The following is a 19,470-nucleotide window of genomic DNA, read 5'->3' as shown; positions in this document are numbered from 1 at the left end:
TAACGATCTGTTTTCAATGGAATTAATACAAACGAGCTATTTTGCTCTCTTCGTTATTATTTGCTTAGGCTTTATTATTGGTAATCTTAAAGTGAAAGGTGTGTCGCTCGACATATCAGCCATTATTTTTGTGGCACTTGTTTTTGGTCATTTTGGCATTGTAATGCCTGGTATTCTGGAGAAGATCGGACTTATCCTTTTTATTTATACCATTGGAGTGCAGGCAGGTCCCGGATTCTTCGATTCTTTTCAAAAGAATGGGCGCAACCTGGCTTTACTTGCTACGGTTGTAATTATTTCGGCTTCTGTAATGGCTTATATATTATCCTATGCCTTTGGACTGGATATGCCCATTATCGCAGGCTTATTAACAGGTGCGCTGACTTCCACCCCCGGATTGGCGGCAGCGATTGAAACAACCAATTCACCATTGGTTTCCATTGGCTATGGTGTGGCCTATCCATTTGGAGTAATTGGAGTAATACTTTTTGCCAAGTTTTATCCTAAAATTATCAAAGCTGATATAAAGACCGCTGAAAAAAATTACGAAAAGAATGCCGAATCAGGCTTTCCCGAAATTATACATCGTAACCTGGTGGTTGAAAATGATAATGTCATTGGCAAAACCATAGGTCACCTTCGCGTTCGTTCAATGACTCAGGCGGTTATTTCGCGTGTGATGCATGATGGGTGCACAACGACTCCCAATACCAGCACTGTTTTAAGCAAAGGAGATTTGGTCAGGGCCGTTGGAACAAGTGATGCACTAGAGAAAATATCCATGTTAATTGGCTCTGAAACGAAGGAAGAAATTCCATTGGATGCCGGTTACGAGGTACAATCAATATTAGTGACCAATACCGAGGCGGTTAACAAAGCCTTAAGTGTATTTAACCTGTGGACCAACTACCAGGCCACTGTCACCCGCATTCGTCGAAGCGGAATTGATATTACCCCTTCGCCATCGGTTAAATTGCAAATGGGAGATAAGGTAATGGTGGCTTGCAGTCGCGAAAACATGAAGCAGGTGATCCGTATTTTCGGTAATAATGATAAAAAGCTGTCCGATACTGATTTCTTCCCGGTTGCGGCAGGTATAGTACTGGGCGTTTTGTTTGGTAAGATGTCCTTGTCATTCGGCGGTTCGTTCTCGTTCAGTCTTGGTTTAACGGGTGGGGTATTGGCTGTGTCGATGATATTGGCCCGAATCGGGCGTACAGGGCCTGTTATTTGGAGTATGTCTGGTGCTGCTAACCAATTGCTCCGTCAATTGGGATTAATGCTGTTTTTAGCCTCTGTTGGGACCAAAGCGGGAGCCACATTGCTTGATACCTATAATGACTACGGTTCTCAGTTATTTGTTGTCGGAGCTATACTTACCTTGTTTCCGATGTTAATGGCAGTTGTAGCCGCTTACTTCATGAAGTCACTGAATATTTTAACCCTTCTGGGTACCATTACCGGTTCCATGACAAGTACGCCTGGTTTGGCCGCTGTTGACAGCATGACCGACAGTAATGCCGCTGCAATAGCATATGCAACCGTTTATCCGGTGGCAATGGTTTTGTTGGTCATTTGCGTTCAGATACTTGGCATCATTTAATCAGGCTGTTCTGATCAAAAGCTGCTTTTAAATGTTATATCTTTATAGAAGTTGAAAATTATAACCTATAACTATGAGAATAACCAGATTAAGAGCAGCTGCTGCATTAGCGGCTTTGTTTCTTGCATTCAATCTTATTGCACAAAACCCTACCAGTTCAAAGGGAACCGTTCAGCAAACCTATAAGTGGCAGGAACCGGAAAAGAAACCGGCCCCGACGAGGCCCAGAATAGAGTTAACGCCAATTTACGGCTATTCACTTAACGGACATATCAATTTGTACCGGGCCAAATTCACAATGGATAATTCAGACCTGTTTGGAGGCATGTTATCGGTGGAGGTGGCACCCCAGTCACTGGTTGAATTTTCATATACACGTTCCAAAACAACTGCACGTTATGAAGATTTTGCCACCGGAACGAAAGATAATTATGATATGGCAATCGATTATTTCCAGTTAGGTACGGTAAAAGAAATTAAAGACGGACCATTGGTTCCGTTTGGAATGATCTCAGTAGGTGCAACGTGGTTTAATATGACAACACATGGTGTATCAGATCATGTTTCTTTCTCGGCCGCCCTGGGAGGTGGAGTTAAATACTTCTTTAGTGACAGGGTTGGTATCCGCTTGCAGGGGCGATTATTGTTACCCATGTATTTTTCAGGTGGAGGATTATTTGTTGGTATCGGATCAGGCGGAACAAGTTCAGGTGTGAGCGTAAGCACCGGTGTATTAACAGTGCAGGGGGATTTTTCGGGAGGATTGATATTCAGATTTTAGAAATAGCGGGACAAAAAAATAAAGGGCCGTCCTTGAATAAAAAGGTTTCTCGCGAAGAACGCAAAAATAAAGTGCGTAAAGTTCGCAAAGAATTGATTGAAAAAGCAATATACTTTGCGGTCTTTGCGCGTTTCTTAGCGACCTTTGCGTGAAATTTTAATTTTGGACAGCCCGTTGTATATCATTAAAACACACTTATCTTTTGTGTAAACCACACTCTTTAGTGTCTGGGTTTTCCCACCACCAGCGGCCGGCTCTTACGTCTTCACCTTCCATAATGGCACGCGTACATGGCTGACATCCGATACTTGGAAAATCTTTATCATGCAATGTGTTGTAAGGAATTCCTTTTTCATTGATATATGCCCATACTTTCTCCTCGCTCCAGTCGGCTAATGGATTAATTTTTACCATGTTATTGTTGGCATCCCATTCAACTTTCTGAATATCGGTTCTTGTAACTGATTGTTCGGCTCTTAACCCGCAAATCCATACATCCAAACCTTTAAAGGCCCGCTGAAGAGGCTCGATTTTACGGTTGAAACAGCATTCTTTACGGTTTTCAACACTTTCGAAAAACAGGTTGATACCTTTGGCATTAACCATCTTCTCGACTTTTTTCTTCTTTGGAAAGTATACCTTCAGGTTTTTCTTGTATTTGCGTGAGGTACGATCAATCAGATCATAGGTCTCGGGAAATAACCGACCTGTATCCAATGTAAAAATTGTTGTATCAGGATTTATGTTGATCACCATCTCGGTTAAAACCTGATCTTCGGCTCCCAGGCTTGATGCCAGACCAATTTTATCACCAAATCGTTCGATAAAATAAGTTAGTATTTCCTGGGGTGTTGAGTTTGCAAACTGCTCATTCAACTGCTTGATTTCTTCTGCTTGCATAATCCAATGTTTTGCGCAAATATAGATATTTTACAGCGAACTCTGCCCAATGAATTGTAGGAGAGGGAAACTATTAAAATGTAATTTTTATGTCCATAAAAAACGGCTGGTATTGAAAGAAACAACACCAGCCGATAAAATATGTTTAAACCGATAGGCTAACCAAAGCACACACCCATGCTTCGACCTTGCTCTATCAGGTAATGATCAGGATTGACCAGTCTTAACTTACCGCCAACTTCGCTTAATGGAACCGAAGTAATAACATCTTTATTCAATGATACCATTGTGCCATATTCGCCGCGATGGATTAATTCTGCCGCATAAGCTCCGTAGCGAGTCGCCAGTATGCGGTCCTGCGGACTTGGGCTGCCGCCTCTCTGGATATATCCCAGTATGGTTTCCCGGGTCTCCATACCTGTCATTTTCTGAATTTTCTTTCCAATATAGCTGGCTGCCGATTTCTTTTTAGGTTTTTCAATACCTTCAGCAACCACTACAATTGAGTATGGTTTGCCAACTTTATTCCGTTCCATCAGGCAATTACAAACATTGTCAAGGTCGAAATCCAGTTCAGGCAATAGAATAACGTCACCACCACCAGCAATTCCAGAGTGGAGTGTGATCCAGCCGGCATTATGCCCCATTAACTCAATCACCATAACACGTTTGTGGGAGTTTGCCGTTGTGTGAAGGCGGTCTATCGCTTCTGTTGCTATGTCAACGGCAGAGTCGAAACCAAAGGTTACATCCGTGCCGTATACATCGTTATCAATTGTTTTGGGAATACCTATCACATTCAGGCCTTCCTGAGACAGTAAATTAGCTGTTTTCTGGGTGCCATTACCGCCAATGCAAACAAGGGCATCCAAACCCAGCTTATCGTAGTTTTCTTTGATTATTTTAGGCTTATTTTCAGTTTCGCCTTCTTCCACCTTAAAAGGCTTAAAGCGAGATGTTCCTAATATGGTTCCTCCAACAGTGATAATTCCAGACAGGTCTTTCTCTTCCATATGGGTGGCTTCCATATTCATGAGTCCGCTAAAACCATTGGCAATACCAATTACTTCCATGCCATATTTAACAATGGCTGTTTTTCCAACACCTCTTATGGCGGCATTGATTCCGGGGCAATCACCTCCGGCCGATAAAATCCCTATTCTTTTTTTACCTGTTCCCATAGTTTACTTATTTATTAACTCTGTCCTCATTACTGAACAAGGCAAGTCCGATTCGTTATATGATTTAAGTGAGTTCGTAAATTACTCTTTTTCTCAATAATAACCACCTGCAAAGCAACATTGTTTCATTATTCGTGAAATACCAACAAAGGAATGTCGGTATGAAACAGCATCTTACGAGTGATGCTGGGGTGAAGCAATTTCGAGATCATATTGCGCTTATGTCTTGTCATTGCTATTAAATCTATTTTGCTGGATTCGATAAATGCATCCAGGTCACTGATAAAATCTTCCCCCGTAATGAAATCAAAGCAAATATTATAGTTCCTGTAGGTTTGTTTGCAGTATAGTCGCATTTCCTCGAGTCGTTTCTTATCCCATTTATCGGGCTGAGAAGCTTTAAAATGTGTGGCAAAGATCTGGGTCTGAAAAGGTGTGATCAGGCGGATGAGTTTGTGGAGGGAACGATAATCGCTATCGCCAAAGTCAGTGACAAATAAAATATTACTAAGGCGATCAATGTCAACAGTAGAATCGGCCGGAACAGCCAGAACAGGAACCTTGGCATTTTTAATGACATCGCTTGTTATACTGCCAAGCAATTCTTTAATGGTTTCACCTTTGCTACGTGTTCCCATGATTATGGCATCTGGTTCTTCCTTGATACTGATATCAACCAGTATATCTTCGGGGTAGCCTGTTTCACTGCGTGTTAAAAGGTTGATATTCTGCTTTTGTTGTGCTGTAAAGCCGGATTCAACAGATGCCTTGAGCTCATCAAGTTTAGTTTCCTTAAGGCCATTATCCCGTTTGTCGGTGACAGGGTCTTTACATGTTACCAGGGTAATGGTTGATGGAATCTTTTGTCCCAGTTTAATGGCGTAATTCAGGGCGTTGACTGAGTAGTCGGAGTAATTAATGGGAACAAATAAACGTACCATACCTGATTAGTTTTAAAGGTGCTAACCACAAGTTACAAAAAAGGAACGGTTATATAAACCCATGCAGTATTTAAGTCTTTGCAAAGGTAGTGGTATGGAGTTGGTGACTTTATTGAGGCTGTCAGATAGCAGAAGCAGCCATATATGGCAATAAAAAAGCCGGCATTGAGGCCGGCTTTACTATCAAATATATGAGTTAATCAGATGATCAGCATAGCGTCGCCATAAGTGCCGAAACGGTACTTTTCTTTAACGGCAACATCATAGGCCTCCATAACGAAATCATAACCACCAAAAGCAGCAACCATCATCATCAGCGTTGATAGTGGTAAGTGGAAATTGGTGATCATCGAATTGGCCACCTGGAATTCGTAAGGAGGGAAAATGAATTTGTTGGTCCAGCCTTCAAACGGTTTCACATGTCCGTATGTTGAAACAGAGCTCTCCAGTGTACGCATAACAGTCGTACCTACTGCACAAACACGTTTTTTACGATCTTTACCACGATTGATAATATCTGTAGCTCCTTCTGTGATGAAGATCTGTTCAGAATCCATTTTGTGTTTTGTCAAGTCCTCAACATCAACCTGACGGAAGTTTCCCAGCCCAACGTGCAGGGTAATTTCAGAAAAGTCAATGCCCTTGATTTCGAGACGCTTCATCAATTCACGGCTAAAGTGCATGCCGGCTGTAGGAGCAGCAACGGCCCCTTCGTGCTTGGCGTAAATAGTTTGATAGCGTTCTTTATCTTCAGGTACAACCTCACGGTTGATTATTTTTGGAAGTGGTGTTTCTCCCATTCCGTAAAGAGCTTCTTTGAACTCTTCATAGGAACCATCGTACAGAAAACGAAGTGTACGTCCACGTGAAGTGGTGTTATCAATAACTTCAGCAACTAGATTATCATCATCACCGAAGTATAATTTGTTACCAATACGGATCTTACGGGCCGGATCAACCAAAACATCCCACAAGCGCTGCTCACGATTTAATTCGCGTAATAAGAATACTTCAATTTCAGCACCGGTTTTTTCCTTGTTACCATATAATCTGGCCGGAAACACCTTTGTGTTATTGAATACCATTACATCCTGATCGTCAAAATAATCGATAACATCTTTGAAGATGCGGTGTTCGATTTCTTTTGTCTGGCGGTTTAATACCATTAAGCGAGATTCATCGCGGTTGTCGGCAGGGTGTAATGCAATTAGCTCTTCGGGCAGTTTATACTTAAACTTTGATAACTTCATATATATTCGTTTTACTAATTTGCTTCTATATTTTATGAAACAAAGAAAATCACCCTGCATTACAGCAAGATGATAAATTGTTTAAATAGCTTAATAATAACGTAATTAAGCTTTGTTTGTTGCACACAACAGGCGTACCTTATACGTGGCAATTTCTATTTTGTTGCAAAAGTAGCAAGATTTTTTTCAAATTCCTCTATTGAGATGGATTCTGATAGCATATAAGGTCCTATTCGGGTGCGGATTAAACCCGTTAGGTGAGCCCCTGATTCAAGTTCATACCCAAGGTCTCTTGCCAACGAACGGATATAAGTACCCTTGCTGCACGAAACATCCAATTCCAGGTCTTTATCGTCCCGCTTCAATAATTTTAATTCGCTGATCGTTATTTTCCTGGCTTTTAATTCAACTTCTTTTCCTTGTCGGGCCAGGTCATATGCTTTGCGACCATTTATTTTTAAGGCTGAAAACATGGGAGGGACCTGTTCAATTTCTCCGGTCAGCGAAGCAATGGCAGCGTCCAGCATTTCCTGTGTGATATGTTCCGTTGGAAAATGTTTATCAGCCTCCGTTTCCAGGTCAAATGAAGGTGTGGTTGCCCCCAGGCGCACATTGGCCAGGTATTGCTTGTCCATACCTAAGAACTGATCAATTTGTTTGGTGGCTCTTCCGGTACAAACAATAACAAGCCCGGTGGCTAACGGGTCCAAAGTTCCTGCATGTCCGACTTTGATCTTTTTGATACCTAAATAGCGCTTTAGCGATAAACGAATCTTATTGACAATATCAAAAGAAGTCCAATCCAAAGGTTTGTTAATCAACAGAACCTGTCCTTCACGAAAGCGTTCTTCACTATATTCAATTTTCATTGTCATGGGTAATAATTAAAAATATAATTGATGGATAATGGCAATTAATCCAACAATGGCACAGTAAACAGAGAAATAGGTCAATTTGCTTTTTTTAACCAATTTGATCATCCATGTACAGGCAAAGAGCCCTGTAACAAATGCAGCTATAAATCCCACAATAACAGGAAGCGCCTGTGTGCCTGCTGTGGTAAAATCACTCGAGAACAGGTCTTTGGCCATTTTACCAAGTATTAATGGTACTACCATTAAAAAGGAGAAGCGGGTGGCTTTTCTGCGATCGATCCCCAATAAAACCGAAGTTGAAATGGTGGCGCCTGAACGCGAAATACCTGGCAGAATTGCCAATGCCTGGGCGACGCCAATAATAAAGGCGCTTTGAAACTTCACGCTTTTCTTGGTTTTCTTTGCTTTATCGGCAAAATAAAGCAGCCCTGAGGTGATAATGAGCATAAATCCAACCAGCAGTATCTGATTGTCATACAGCATTTCCATCTCTTGGCTAAAGGTCAGTCCGACAAATGTCGCCGGCAGCATGGATATGATGATCTTAACCGAGAAGGCTGTCTGGCTGTTCCATTTAAACTGAAGAAGACCTTTCAGGATCTTCCAGATTTCATTTCGAAAAACGACGATTGTACTGACAGCTGTGGCGCCATGTAGCATCACTGTCATAAACATACTTTCTTCAGCAATCACATTATCTCCAAATATGGCTTTTGCAATTTCAAGGTGACCACTGCTGCTTACGGGCAAAAACTCCGTTAATCCCTGGATGATTCCAAGAATCAATGCTTCAATAACTCCCATTTGATCAGATCAATAGATGAATAGAATGGTGCAATATAGACCTTGTGTATTAACAAGGGGTTTAATGCATTTTAATTGTATATTACTTATCGCCTTTAGGCTTTTTCATGATGGCGTAGATCTCAAACATGAAACCAAACAGCACCACGATAGGAGCAAGTGTTATGCGTCGGAAGCTGAATATTTCTTCGTTGAAAACTGTTGGGTCATCACTTCTGCCGCCAATCATAAGAACAAAACCTAAAATGATGATGGCAAATCCAATAGCTAAAAGTATGTAGTTTTCTTTTGCCAGGGCAAATTGGAATTTCTTATCTTCTTCCTTTTGTGACATGTTTACTTATTTAAGTGTATATAACAATAGTCTTTAGTATTAGAAATACAGGTCATCTGTTCGTAAATTCAAATACTTATTAACCGCAAAAAAGGTGGATAAGAAAGTGATGAAAATACCCAGGATGATTACTATGCCAAATAATATAAAGACTAAATCAATGTTGTTAAATCCAATGACGCCAGCCAGTTCTTTACTGCTAAGGTAAATCATGGCGGCAAGCAAGGTAATGGCTAATACCGAGCCGACAAAACCATGCAGGATACTTCCCCAGAGAATGGGTCGTCTGATAAAGCTTTTGGTTGCGCCGACCAATTGCATGGTTCGGATAATGAAACGTTTCGAATAGACTGATAAGCGGATGGTGTTGTTGATAAGCGCAACTGCAATTAAAAGCAACATCACGGCAAAACCGGCCAGCACCACAGCAATCTTTCTTACGTTCTGGTGAACCAGGTGAATGAGGTTTTTCTGATAGATGATTTCTTTCACCTGTGGAAATTCCATTATCACTTCTTCCACTTTGACCAGGCTGTCAGGGTTGGCATATTCAGCAAATAACTTGACGTCAATAGATGACAATAATGGGTTGTAACCTAAAAACTCGACAAAGTCTTCACCCAGCTCGTCTTTAAGTTCATTTGCCGCACGGTCTTTATCAATGTATTCTGTTTGCTTGATGTATGGTGATGTGCTTAATAACTTTTCCAGGCGTTTTACTTCAGCTTCACGTGCATTGTCTTTAATCAATATGGTGAAGCCTATGTTTTCTTTAACGTATGTGGAAAGGCGTTGTGCATTTAAAAACAATAAACCAATAATGCCCAGCAGGAATAAAACCAGGGCAATGCTAATGGTTGTTGTAATGTATGAACTTCGTAATTTACGACCGCTTGTTATTTGTTTGTTACTTGCCATGTTTCAGAATTACTGCAAAAATATAAAATGCCTTTGGATGAGTGAGAAAAGATGGCAATTAATCTTTGAATTAACAAAAATTAACCACAGAGCTTGTGTTATGACAGGTGTGATGATGGCCGAAGTTTATTAAAGATTTTGCACTTTTGTAACACTTTACACATTATGCTATGAGTTACCGACTGGTTAAGATAACTTCTTATTACAAAGACTTTTTGAGTTATTACTATAACAAAAATGCACAAGTGAGCGGGCTTAGTTATGAGCAGCGACATGCGCATTTAATGAAGCAGCGTTTTGCCTGGTCTGATGCTTATGTCTTTGCTTTTAACCAAATGTGGTATGATGCGCACGAGATTGTTGCCAACGCCAGGCCACTGCAAGAGCAATGGTGCAAAGAGAATAATGTAAAGTCAGGAACGGATAAAGAGATTCTTGTTGCACAGCTTAAGTGTTTAAAGCCTGATATTATTTGGCTTCAGGATAGTTATAGCTTTAACGGTGACTTTATTCGCTTTCTGAAGCGACAGATTCCTTCAATAAAGTTAGCCATTGGCAATTGCTGTTCTCCCATATCGCCGCAATATTATGCCGATTTCAAAGCGTTTGATCTTATTACGGTTTGCGCACCGTATTTTAAAGAACTTTTGGAATCAAATGGCTTGCCCGAGTGTATTATTGTGCCTCATGCCTTTGATGGACGCATTTTGGATGAGCTTAAAAATGTGCGGAAAAACAAACATGATTTTCTTTTTACCGGTTCCCTGATATTGGATCAGAATTTTCATAAAGAGCGCATACAGCTGCTTGAAAACCTCATTAAAGAAAATGTTGATATCAACCTCTTAATTAATTTAAACACAAACTCATCGAAAGGATTGGCTCTGCGTCAGGCGGCTTTTATTGCCAGTCGGCTTTTCAAAAAGTCAGGGCTAAATATGATTAATAAGAAAGTTGCGGGTTTTAATAAGGTCAGTAAACTTCAGCATTATCCACAATCTTCAAGGGTCAGTGGCGCTTTGATGAAGCAAATGAAGGAGCCGGTTTTTGCAATGGATATGTTTAAGGAAATTGCACAGTCAAAAATAGCCTTTAATATACATGGAGATATAGCAAAAGAATTTGCAGCCAATATGCGTATGTATGAAGTGACCGGGATGGGGAGCTGTCTTTTGACAGATTGGAAGCCGGATTTGAATGAATACTTTAGTAATGATGAGGTAGTGTCTTATCAATCAATAGGTGAAGCTAAAGATAAGATCAAATGGTTGCTCAATAACCCCAAAGATATGGAGGCCATTGCTCAAAGGGGGCAACAACGAACTTTAAGTGAGCATACTTTTGAAAAACGCGCTGCGATTATTGATGAGGCTATCAGATCTAAAATGTAGGATCAGGCTAATTTTAGTAAAACGTCTTTACCAGTAAGCGACTCCGGTTGATGATTGGCAATAGCTTCCAGCTGTGAAGTGAAATAGGCTTTGATACCAGGGTTTTCATATTCATCGAAATTGCAATTGTGCCAGAGCATAACAAGTAATCCTCCAAATTGTCTGATTTCTTTTATCAGTTGTTCAAATGAAGTTCTCATTTTATTGTAATTGAGATTTCTATATCCGAAGAGACTTGTGTCCATTATTGTCAAGGGAAACTCCCAGATCTGCATCATCTGGTCGTTGGTGTGGTCATAAGGTTTAAAAGGGTAGCAGTAGGAATTACGAAAGCCTTCATGCTCTGCAAAGCCCATTGTGGTGTCGTATTGCAAGCCGTTGTCTTGTTGTATTTGCAGCGTAGCAGGGTAGTGGAATTTAAGGAAGTGCTGACGCGTACCGACGATAGCTTGGTTAGCTACAGCATCAATGCGTTTTTTTGCTTTTTGCATTGCTTTTCGATCTGAAGCTGTTTTAATTGAGCCATGCAAACCAACTTCACAGTCTTCTGCTTCAAGGTTGTTAATGAGCTGTTTGATCCTTGTTTCTTCAAGGTAGTATTTGGCATCGTGTGGTGAGCCGTCGCGGTTAAGGAAATACCAGGCAGATTTAAAGTTGTGAGCTTTCTCAAGCTTACGCAGTTCTTTGAAGTTCCACCATGGATCTTGTTTATAACCCGGAAAGAAAGTGGGGAGAATGGCATTCAAAGTGGCCTTAAACAATCGTTTTTTATTGTAATGTGCTTTTTTGAGACCTGCCAGCTGCATTATTTTATAAGCCGTTTCCCTCCAGTGGAAATAATCAACCCTGTCAACATCATGCGTGAGCATAAAGCCAAAGTTGTTGAACAAACGCTTTCGTTTAAAAGCAATATTATGGGTCCGGCAAAATAGTTCAATGCCATCGCTGATGATATTGAAATAGTAGTTGACAATGGGCTTTTGGACGATCTGCAATTGTTCCTGAACAGAACCGTTGAACTGAAAACGCCCCATATGATCAGTGTTTTCAGAGTTTAACTCCTGGTAAGCACTTAATAAATAGAAAGCTGCCTTTAAAATATCATGATGGAATACTACCGATTCACCTTCAGGGTCAAACCATTGTTCTTTGTCAGAGAGTGGAAATAAATTAGGAATTAACTCATCTTTGTATGCTATTTGACTGTTAAGTGAGATGGTATTGTTAGATGCTCTGAATGACAAAAGTTTACTGCCTGGTTTTTCTTTAGAATACCGGATCAGGTTCCTTATCTCATCTGACAAATCAATGTGTTGATTCAGGTGAAAAAAGACGTATTCCAGTTGATTATGATTGAGAGCCTGCTGCATTTATTCTTCAGATTTGATAAACGATATTTCCTCTACTATGTCCGAGGTGGCAAAAACCTTATAACCATGTTTAGCCAACAAGTTGATGGCGTCCCTGGTTTTTTTATTGCCCCCGGGGTACAAACGATGGTGAAATTCAATAAGAATCTGTCGGATGTCTATACCGGATTCAATAATGCCTGGAATCACATCATATTCGGCGCCTTCTATGTCCATTTTAAGTACATCGATGGTTTGATGACCTAATTCACCGGCAATTGTTTTAAGGTCTTTAACTGGCACCTTAATGGTGTTTTCTGAATTGGTGACAGTGTTATCAACCAAACTACCCGAGACATGCTTGTCGTTTTGAGGCAGGAAAAACTCAAGTTCGCCTGTTTTGTCACTTATTCCAACGGGTACAAAATTAAAATTGGATATTTCACCCTGTGCTTTGACCCACTCAATTGATTTAGGGGTTGGATCAAAACCATATACACTGCAAGCGTATTTTTTAATCAGGGAAGTGTCAAAACTGATGTCCTGACCAATTCCAAAGGAATAAACCACTGAATCGGGATGAATATATTCAGGAGCTACATAAAAACCGCCGTTTGAACTGCCAACCCATTCATGCCTGACTTTTGCAGTCCGGGTGATATACGGCGATTTGCCACGTAAAAACCGGTATAGTTTGATTATTGAATGTTTAAGTTGCACTATTTTTTGTTTAAGCTTTTAATATTATCAATAATATCCCTTGGTTTGTTCCATTTGGTCCATGCCTCTGTTATTCTTTGTTTTTCAATGGGTTCAAAAAAGTTAAATATAAACAGGCATAGAATAAATAAGGTCAATAAGCAAAGTTTTACCACTATGTCAAGCACAATATTGATGGAGGGTATCAAAAAGAATCCGCCACAGAATACAATACCCAGGATTAACAGCAATGCGATTTTACGCCACTCGTATTGGGTGCCTTCTATTTTTCTGCTTTGATACAAAAAACATAGGGCGGCTGTCAGTTGGGTGACAGCGGTTGTAACTGCAGCACCTTCTTTGCCGAATTGTGGTATAACCAGGAAGTTTAAACCAACATTTAAGGTGCCGGCTCCAATGGTCACAATTGAAATGAGCCTGGTTAGTTTGGCTTTGGTCAGTGGTAATTTAAACACCTGTTGCATGCCTGAAAAGATAAGGCCTGTCATCAGAAATGGAATGACAGGAACGGCATCAAAATACTCAACTTTTCCAGCCATGATGATAAAAATGATCTCTTTGGAAAAATAGGTAATGGCAATTCCCGTCAGGACCATAAAGAGCATAAAATAGCTGAATATTTTTATGTGATAACGAGAGTTGTCTTCCTCATTTAGAGATTTGTAATACTGGAAAGTATAGGAGGTAATGAAGGTGCCCATAACCAGAAACTGCAGCAGGTTTGTGACTTTGGTAGCCACCGAATAACTTCCAACATCCGCCAGAGAGTAATACGCTTCCAGTATATAACGATCGCTTATGGCCAAAACATGTAACAAAACATTTGAAACAGCCAGTGGGTAGCCATAACGGATCATTTCTTTTAACAGTGTGCCTTTAAAACGAAAATGGCAGCTTTTAATTATTAAGGGGGTTGTTATTAAAAAGGTTAATCCATTAGCCATTAGCTGTCCAATGTAGATGCCTTCAAAACCATTGTTTTTTATTTCCAGCTGGTAAAAAGTAAAAAGGATCGTGAAGCCTATGTTCAGTGTTTGATAAGTTGTTTGTTTGAAAGCCTTTTGTTGAACCCTTAGCATAATAAAAGGCACATCATAAAGCAGTCTGAACAATCCTGACAAACAAAAATAGGGGATAATGCGTTCGCTGCCTTCAGTATCAAACACATTGAGGTTAAAGAGTATGATTGCTGTGAGGACAACCCCTATTGTGTTGCTGATCACATTAAAAGCATAGGTGGTAAAGAACAAAGACTTGCGATCATTTTGCGTTGGCATATCATTATACCACCTGGTGAAACCGCTTTTGGTACCCCAGGCTGCAATGGCCATCAGAAAAAAGAAAGCAGTCTCGTAAAGCCCCATTAAACCGATCTCTTCCTTAGTGAGATAGGTTGAATACAGCGGTAACAGGTAAAGGCCACTGGCTTTCGTCAGAAAGTTGCCAATGCCATAGAAGAAGCTTTCTTTAAAGAGTTCTCTGAGCTTACCTAACATTCGCGATTAATTCTTTTGTTTTTAGCATTGCCTTAAACATTAAACCTTTGTCTTTCCAAATATGATAATATGGCTTCAAATTAAAGTTAAAACCTGACTTGTATCTTGCAATAGTTGGAGTATTTGCACCTCTAAAGTCATATTGTCCGATGTTGTTTTGGTGCAGCATCTCGAATATCTTATAGCTTAGAAGTTGATTAAGACCTGTTTTAAAATAGGCTTCATTACCTCCGGCCTGGAAATCAATGGCTTGATTTTTATTGTGAATGATCACTCTTGTTGCCACTGGAGTTTCGTCGTTGTAAATATTACAAACCTTAATCATTTCTGCCTGGTGAAGCAGCTTGCAAAATGTTTGATATTCTTCCTGATCAAGCACCTGTGCTTGACTGTTTTTATCCAGTGAGCGTTTAATTAATTGATGGCTGACTAATATTTCTTCTGCTGAGTTGGAGCAGTCAAATCTATAGTTGAGTTTGAGTGCTTTTTTAATTTTATTCCTTACATCCGGATTAAAATTCTTTAGCAAGGTATCCGTGTCAGTCAGGTCACCTATGTAGGTGTATCGAATTTCAGATTTGAATCCCTGCCATTTGAAAGGACGAATATCAGTATGGCAATAACTCAGGGTGTATTCTATGTGATTGCAATTTTTATCCAGGTAGTTGTTTATTGCTTCGTAAATATCAAAATAGTAGCTTTCTTTTTTTGATTGTAGTTTTGTTGCTCTTTCGCGGTATATTATATGATTATCAATCCCCAAAAGATTAATAATTAATTTGTATCCATATTTCTTTCGGTAGAAATAGGCAAATCCTGCAACGATCTCATTATTCTCATTGTAGCACCCTATTATTTCAAAAGACTCACCCTTGGCTTTTGAGTATGCATTTAACCATTCAAGGTGGTGAAAAGGGCTCACATTAACGGAATTACTTAGAAGTTCATTCCAATCACCGGCAGCTGTATCGTAGGGAATTGTTTGTATAGAATATTTAGGCATTGTATGTACCTTTGAATTTTAGTGCTTTTTCATTTGATGAATATACAAATTCATTTGGCTCATTACCAGACTCGTTTGTTTTATCTATCCAGGCACTGGTAATTGTAAATTGTTTATTGTCAATGCTCAGATAAACAGGGGTGTAATTTTTCATAACACGATAATTACGCAAGACTATCTCTGGCTTATCAATAAGCAATAACTCGCCATCCTTTTCAGTTGGTCTGGGGTAGTATTTTCCTTTTTTAACAATGTTCACGCTTGACAATGAAGTATTTTCAGAGAGGGAATCCAGAACGCTGTTAAGGTCTTTTGCTGCAGCATGCCCGCATTTAATACTATATGATTGAACGCTTTCGCTCTCACTTAATCTGAATTCCGACTGCTTAATTATACCACCGGTGTCTATTCCTTCATCAATCAAATGTATTGTAGTGCCGCCCGTTTGTTCATTATTCTTGAACATCCAAAAAATCGGATTTGCACCCCGATAGTCTGGTAATAGGGATGGATGGACATTGATACAGCCTATTTTAGGTATGGATAAGATTCCTTTTTTTAGTATCTGATTAAAGTTAGCGACTACAATTAAGTCTGGCTTTTTCGACTGAATTAATTCAATGGTTTTACCAGAGTTGATATCACCTGTGGTGATCACGTCAATATTGAAGCGGGATATTAAATCAGGTAGTTGCCACTTTTCGATGTTAAGAAACTTTATTCGACAACTCCTGATTGCCCTTTGGATAAGTGGGGGGAGTTTTTGAAATATCTGTTTGGCTTTAGAATCAGAATTACCTTTTTGAAGTGGCTTGATCAGGCACATTAGCTCCACATTTTTATGGCTTAGTAATGTATTTAAAACCATTGTGGTAATGGGACCTCCCATGCCAAGAAAAACCACCCGTATCATATAAATTTTTTAATTGATTTAAAGTTGAGTAAGGCTTTGCTCTGAACGGAAGCCACCTCTTCTTTTAGTTGTTCTTTTATTGAAAGGCGATTGGTCCAGAGTTTATTGAATAAACTCTTCATCTCATCAAGGTCCGTTGGATTACAAAGGAAGTTTTCGTAGTTGATAAGTCTTAAAAATCCTCGTAGTTTATGTGCTTTAGGTTCATGACCGTAATCATAAACTATTGTTGGGACAGTTTGAGAAATGCCAGCTATAGCCCCATGTAATCGACCACTTATCAGCGTGTCAAAATTACCTATGAATGCTTTGGCACGTTTCGCATCAAATACTTCGTTGATAAGAATGATCCTGTCTTTATATTTTTCAGGAATCATCTCAAATAGCTGTTTTAGAATATAGTAGTCATTACCATAAACAAGGTCACCATTGTCCAATGTTGTATTGCCATGAGATAAAAGGACAATTTTAAATTCATAGGTTTCATAAAGGTGAATCAGGAACTCTACGAATATTGTCAGTTCATCTTCTTCGCGTGGCAACTTATTGTAAGGGGCATATTTGAGGGTCCAGCCTGTCAGAATAAAACCTACAAGCTTATCTTCATTATGAATGCCATACTTGTTTAAAAGTCCTGATTCTGTAGAAGGAGGGTTGCCTTTAAACAGGTATGAAGGACATGCTGATGTTTTTGTTATTTCCTTGTTCAGTCCAAGCTCAATAAGCATGTCGGTGCTTATTGGTTCACGATTCAGGATGATTTCAGATTTGTTGTAAAGGTATTTTACGATCAGACGTTTATAAAGCTTTTTAAAAGGACCTGGTGAGCTTGCTAATACAAATACTTTCTTCTTTAAAGCGTAGGCAAAGAATATTTTTGCTGCCCCCTCCAGGAAAACATTGAACTTGGCGTTTTCACCAAAAACATCACCACTGAAATCAATAACAAAATCAGCGTTATATAGCTCTTTTAATAGTTTGCTCGAATTGATTATTTTAGTTGATGAACCAAAACTTATTTTATAAAGCAGCAGTTTAAATGCGTCTTTAATGGTTTGCTTAGCTGTGTATTTGCCATAATTCCAGAAGCGTTCGTTGCGCAAACATGTAATCTCTTTTTGTTGCTCAAAACTCTCTGACAATTGGAAGGAAGTCCTGATCGAGTGGTTTGGAAACTCTTTTTTCAGGTTATCGATAAATGGTTCAACTATGGCGAAATTTCCAAGGTTACCCACTTCAAGTCCACCTATCCTGGCTGATAATAAACCGGTTAAAAAGATTTTGTTTTGATCCATTGAATAATTTAGTTTCTGCAAATTTAGCTTATAGCAATAAGCAAAAAAATAAAAGACCGAGATTATCGGTCTTTTATTTATGAATATAGTTGTAAATTTAGCTTATTGTGAGCGATGGATGTATACCTTCTCCTTACTGATGACCAGGTTAAACGTTTGAGTTGAATTTGTTTTGTAGGCTGTTCCGTTTTCTTTGTATTGCCCTCCAGTCATGATAAATACCCCATTTACTTCATTTCCTCTCATTGAAAATGATGGAGCCTTTATTTGGTCTGAAACATCAAACCAGGTGTTATCCTTAGGAGAATATAACTCGGTAGAAGAAAGATAATTGCCATTGTAAATACCACCAGTAATGATCAGGTGGTTATCAACTGTACCAAAAGCACAGCCAATTCTTGGTGTGTTTAATGGTTTTAGATCAGCCCATTCCTGAGTATCAAGATTGTATGACCATACGCTGCTTTTGCATGAATATGAATCACCTGGGGTGTCAGAACCACAAGTGAAGTAAATGGTACTGTTAAGAATAGTTGAAACAGTTCCTGGATAAAATGTAGGTATGGTATTTATAACGGTCCATGTCTGATCTGTAAAGTCATACTCTTCAATAGTTGCTGTAACTTGAGGGTCGCTTAATCGCACCAGGCCGCCAACCGCATAAAGCTTATTATTATAAGCAAACAAACTGTGTAAGTATCGCCCATGATTCATTGATGGTATGGCAGACCATGTGTTTAGTGCCGGATCATAAACATCAACTCTTGTTGAACCTGTATTAGTTCCTTCTGTCAAGCCTCCCGAAACATAGATTAATCCATTGTGGGCAACAGCCGCTCCAATTGTTCTGCCAACAGGCATTGGCTCTAATTCTGTCCAGGTATTTGATGAAGGATCATATACTTCTGCATAACGGGTTGTGAAATTGTAGGTGTCTTCTCCGCCAAAAACATATAGTTTACCATTGTATTCACAAGTAGCTGCATATCGTCTGATATTATACATCGGTGCGACTTCTTCCCAGTTTCCATCAACTTTTTCTGTTGTGATGGTATTTCCTGAAAATTCAAAGCCATCAGGGGCATCAGAACTAAAACTAATGATTCCTGAGCCTGAAGGAACGGTGTTTTGCTGGCCGGGAGTCCATTGGGTGCCATCATAAATCAGAACATCACCTGTTTGAGGTTCATTTGTTGAAATGTCTTTATTCTGAATGCTATTGGCGTTCCATAAAGGATTATTTATCTGGGCACTTATTGTTTTCTCATTGATATCGATACCGTCGCCCGCCGTGAGAGTGATATTGGCATCTTTGGCAAATAAAGCATATGGCACACTGCTAAAAGGAGATATGCCAATTTCTTCATAGGAAGCCGCATTACCAACTTTGGCTTCCACCTTAATAAATAAGGTTTCCTGTGCCCAATTAATATCACTGAATACATCTGAAGATGCTCCTTCTCCTATTTTCAGATTTATTAAGCCATAGTCGTTGGTCTGCGTCATATGGGCTTCGGAATAAACAACAGACCCTGTAGGACTGCCTTGAAGTAATGATAGACGAATGGAAACAGTTTCATTTGAAACAAAATTCCCGCTATTATCTCTGATCAGTGTCTGGTAATTTATGTTCTCCGGAACCTGGGCTTGTGACAGATATGTTATTAACAGTAGTATTCCTAAGATGGTATATTTTTTCATATTTTGTGATTTCAG

Annotated in this window: 18 protein-coding genes; 3 read left to right on the top strand and 15 right to left on the bottom strand. The window is 39.5% G+C overall.

Going from position 1 to position 19,470, the window contains the following annotated elements; translation table 11 throughout:
* Positions 1-16 precede the first annotated feature (16 nt).
* On the top strand, positions 17-1,603 hold the full coding sequence (locus tag ACRD69_RS20295) for an aspartate:alanine exchanger family transporter (protein WP_430816971.1): 1,587 nt from the start codon (positions 17-19) through the stop codon (positions 1,601-1,603).
* A 73-nt stretch (positions 1,604-1,676) separates the two neighbouring features.
* The gene (locus ACRD69_RS20290; protein WP_430816970.1) at positions 1,677-2,384 is read left to right on the top strand and encodes a hypothetical protein; all 708 of its coding nucleotides are present in this window, start codon (positions 1,677-1,679) and stop codon (positions 2,382-2,384) included.
* Positions 2,385-2,579: 195 nt separating this feature from the next.
* Here the strand turns inward: ACRD69_RS20290 and ACRD69_RS20285 are convergent, their stop codons facing one another.
* From ACRD69_RS20285 to ACRD69_RS20250, 8 genes are all read right to left on the bottom strand, one after another.
* Positions 2,580-3,284, bottom strand: a complete 705-nt coding sequence (locus ACRD69_RS20285; RefSeq protein ID WP_430816969.1) for a phosphoadenylyl-sulfate reductase — start codon at positions 3,282-3,284, stop codon at positions 2,580-2,582.
* Between the two features lie 158 nt (positions 3,285-3,442).
* Positions 3,443-4,465 carry a 6-phosphofructokinase gene (locus tag ACRD69_RS20280; protein WP_430816968.1) on the bottom strand — a complete coding sequence of 341 codons (1,023 nt, stop codon included), beginning with the start codon at positions 4,463-4,465 and terminating at the stop codon, positions 3,443-3,445.
* Between the two features lie 128 nt (positions 4,466-4,593).
* The gene (locus ACRD69_RS20275) at positions 4,594-5,406 is read right to left on the bottom strand and encodes a universal stress protein (protein WP_430816967.1); all 813 of its coding nucleotides are present in this window, start codon (positions 5,404-5,406) and stop codon (positions 4,594-4,596) included.
* A gap of 200 nt (positions 5,407-5,606) precedes the next feature.
* Positions 5,607-6,656 carry a tRNA preQ1(34) S-adenosylmethionine ribosyltransferase-isomerase QueA gene (gene queA, locus ACRD69_RS20270; protein WP_430816966.1) on the bottom strand — a complete coding sequence of 350 codons (1,050 nt, stop codon included), beginning with the start codon at positions 6,654-6,656 and terminating at the stop codon, positions 5,607-5,609.
* Positions 6,657-6,811: 155 nt separating this feature from the next.
* The gene (gene truB / locus ACRD69_RS20265) at positions 6,812-7,531 is read right to left on the bottom strand and encodes a tRNA pseudouridine(55) synthase TruB (protein WP_430816965.1); all 720 of its coding nucleotides are present in this window, start codon (positions 7,529-7,531) and stop codon (positions 6,812-6,814) included.
* Positions 7,532-7,540: 9 nt separating this feature from the next.
* Positions 7,541-8,335 carry an undecaprenyl-diphosphate phosphatase gene (locus ACRD69_RS20260; RefSeq protein ID WP_430816964.1) on the bottom strand — a complete coding sequence of 265 codons (795 nt, stop codon included), beginning with the start codon at positions 8,333-8,335 and terminating at the stop codon, positions 7,541-7,543.
* Between the two features lie 82 nt (positions 8,336-8,417).
* Positions 8,418-8,669, bottom strand: a complete 252-nt coding sequence (locus tag ACRD69_RS20255) for a DUF3098 domain-containing protein (RefSeq protein ID WP_430816963.1) — start codon at positions 8,667-8,669, stop codon at positions 8,418-8,420.
* 39 nt (positions 8,670-8,708) lie between these two features.
* Positions 8,709-9,587, bottom strand: coding sequence for a cell division protein FtsX (locus ACRD69_RS20250; protein WP_430816962.1), 879 nt, complete (start codon positions 9,585-9,587; stop codon positions 8,709-8,711).
* Between the two features lie 170 nt (positions 9,588-9,757).
* Here ACRD69_RS20250 and ACRD69_RS20245 point away from each other — a divergent pair, with 170 nt between their 5' ends.
* A complete protein-coding gene (locus ACRD69_RS20245; RefSeq protein WP_430816961.1) occupies positions 9,758-10,978 on the top strand; it encodes a glycosyltransferase family protein in 1,221 nt (406 codons plus the stop codon).
* A 2-nt stretch (positions 10,979-10,980) separates the two neighbouring features.
* Here ACRD69_RS20245 and ACRD69_RS20240 read toward each other — a convergent pair whose 3' ends face one another.
* The 7 genes from ACRD69_RS20240 to ACRD69_RS20210 form a co-directional block, all read right to left on the bottom strand.
* Positions 10,981-12,348 (bottom strand): polysaccharide deacetylase family protein, encoded by a 1,368-nt coding sequence (locus ACRD69_RS20240; protein ID WP_430816960.1) that lies wholly within the window; start codon positions 12,346-12,348, stop codon positions 10,981-10,983.
* Positions 12,349-13,047 (bottom strand): FkbM family methyltransferase, encoded by a 699-nt coding sequence (locus ACRD69_RS20235; protein ID WP_430816959.1) that lies wholly within the window; start codon positions 13,045-13,047, stop codon positions 12,349-12,351. It abuts the gene before it with no gap.
* The gene (locus tag ACRD69_RS20230) at positions 13,047-14,543 is read right to left on the bottom strand and encodes a lipopolysaccharide biosynthesis protein (protein ID WP_430816958.1); all 1,497 of its coding nucleotides are present in this window, start codon (positions 14,541-14,543) and stop codon (positions 13,047-13,049) included. The genes ACRD69_RS20235 and ACRD69_RS20230 overlap by 1 nt, the downstream gene beginning before the upstream one ends.
* The gene (locus tag ACRD69_RS20225; RefSeq protein ID WP_430816957.1) at positions 14,533-15,546 is read right to left on the bottom strand and encodes a GNAT family N-acetyltransferase; all 1,014 of its coding nucleotides are present in this window, start codon (positions 15,544-15,546) and stop codon (positions 14,533-14,535) included. The genes ACRD69_RS20230 and ACRD69_RS20225 overlap by 11 nt, the downstream gene beginning before the upstream one ends.
* Positions 15,539-16,459 carry a methionyl-tRNA formyltransferase gene (locus ACRD69_RS20220; RefSeq protein WP_430816956.1) on the bottom strand — a complete coding sequence of 307 codons (921 nt, stop codon included), beginning with the start codon at positions 16,457-16,459 and terminating at the stop codon, positions 15,539-15,541. The genes ACRD69_RS20225 and ACRD69_RS20220 overlap by 8 nt, the downstream gene beginning before the upstream one ends.
* Positions 16,456-17,754 (bottom strand): polysaccharide pyruvyl transferase family protein, encoded by a 1,299-nt coding sequence (locus tag ACRD69_RS20215; RefSeq protein ID WP_430816955.1) that lies wholly within the window; start codon positions 17,752-17,754, stop codon positions 16,456-16,458. Before ACRD69_RS20215 ends, ACRD69_RS20220 begins: the two co-directional genes overlap by 4 nt.
* Before the next feature lie 102 nt (positions 17,755-17,856).
* Positions 17,857-19,455: a Kelch repeat-containing protein gene (locus tag ACRD69_RS20210; RefSeq protein WP_430816954.1), complete on the bottom strand. Its 1,599-nt coding sequence runs from the start codon at positions 19,453-19,455 to the stop codon at positions 17,857-17,859.
* Positions 19,456-19,470: the final 15 nt, after the last annotated feature.

The sequence above is a fragment of the Carboxylicivirga agarovorans genome (assembly GCF_050589845.1).
Classification (GTDB): Bacteria; Bacteroidota; Bacteroidia; order Bacteroidales; family Marinilabiliaceae; genus Carboxylicivirga; species Carboxylicivirga agarovorans.
The sequence above is the reverse complement of the archived record's forward strand: the minus strand, read 5'-3'. Positions and strand labels throughout refer to the sequence as shown.

Coding starts and splice junctions, on each gene's coding strand:
- ACRD69_RS20295 (WP_430816971.1), top strand. CDS start 17: ATGGAATTAATACAAACGAGCTATTTTGCTCTCTTCGTTATTATTTGC.
- ACRD69_RS20290 (WP_430816970.1), top strand. CDS start 1,677: ATGAGAATAACCAGATTAAGAGCAGCTGCTGCATTAGCGGCTTTGTTT.
- ACRD69_RS20285 (WP_430816969.1), bottom strand. CDS start 3,284: ATGCAAGCAGAAGAAATCAAGCAGTTGAATGAGCAGTTTGCAAACTCA.
- ACRD69_RS20280 (WP_430816968.1), bottom strand. CDS start 4,465: ATGGGAACAGGTAAAAAAAGAATAGGGATTTTATCGGCCGGAGGTGAT.
- ACRD69_RS20275 (WP_430816967.1), bottom strand. CDS start 5,406: ATGGTACGTTTATTTGTTCCCATTAATTACTCCGACTACTCAGTCAAC.
- queA (WP_430816966.1), bottom strand. CDS start 6,656: ATGAAGTTATCAAAGTTTAAGTATAAACTGCCCGAAGAGCTAATTGCA.
- truB (WP_430816965.1), bottom strand. CDS start 7,531: ATGACAATGAAAATTGAATATAGTGAAGAACGCTTTCGTGAAGGACAG.
- ACRD69_RS20260 (WP_430816964.1), bottom strand. CDS start 8,335: ATGGGAGTTATTGAAGCATTGATTCTTGGAATCATCCAGGGATTAACG.
- ACRD69_RS20255 (WP_430816963.1), bottom strand. CDS start 8,669: ATGTCACAAAAGGAAGAAGATAAGAAATTCCAATTTGCCCTGGCAAAA.
- ACRD69_RS20250 (WP_430816962.1), bottom strand. CDS start 9,587: ATGGCAAGTAACAAACAAATAACAAGCGGTCGTAAATTACGAAGTTCA.
- ACRD69_RS20245 (WP_430816961.1), top strand. CDS start 9,758: ATGAGTTACCGACTGGTTAAGATAACTTCTTATTACAAAGACTTTTTG.
- ACRD69_RS20240 (WP_430816960.1), bottom strand. CDS start 12,348: ATGCAGCAGGCTCTCAATCATAATCAACTGGAATACGTCTTTTTTCAC.
- ACRD69_RS20230 (WP_430816958.1), bottom strand. CDS start 14,543: ATGTTAGGTAAGCTCAGAGAACTCTTTAAAGAAAGCTTCTTCTATGGC.
- ACRD69_RS20225 (WP_430816957.1), bottom strand. CDS start 15,546: ATGCCTAAATATTCTATACAAACAATTCCCTACGATACAGCTGCCGGT.
- ACRD69_RS20220 (WP_430816956.1), bottom strand. CDS start 16,459: ATGATACGGGTGGTTTTTCTTGGCATGGGAGGTCCCATTACCACAATG.
- ACRD69_RS20215 (WP_430816955.1), bottom strand. CDS start 17,754: ATGGATCAAAACAAAATCTTTTTAACCGGTTTATTATCAGCCAGGATA.
- ACRD69_RS20210 (WP_430816954.1), bottom strand. CDS start 19,455: ATGAAAAAATATACCATCTTAGGAATACTACTGTTAATAACATATCTG.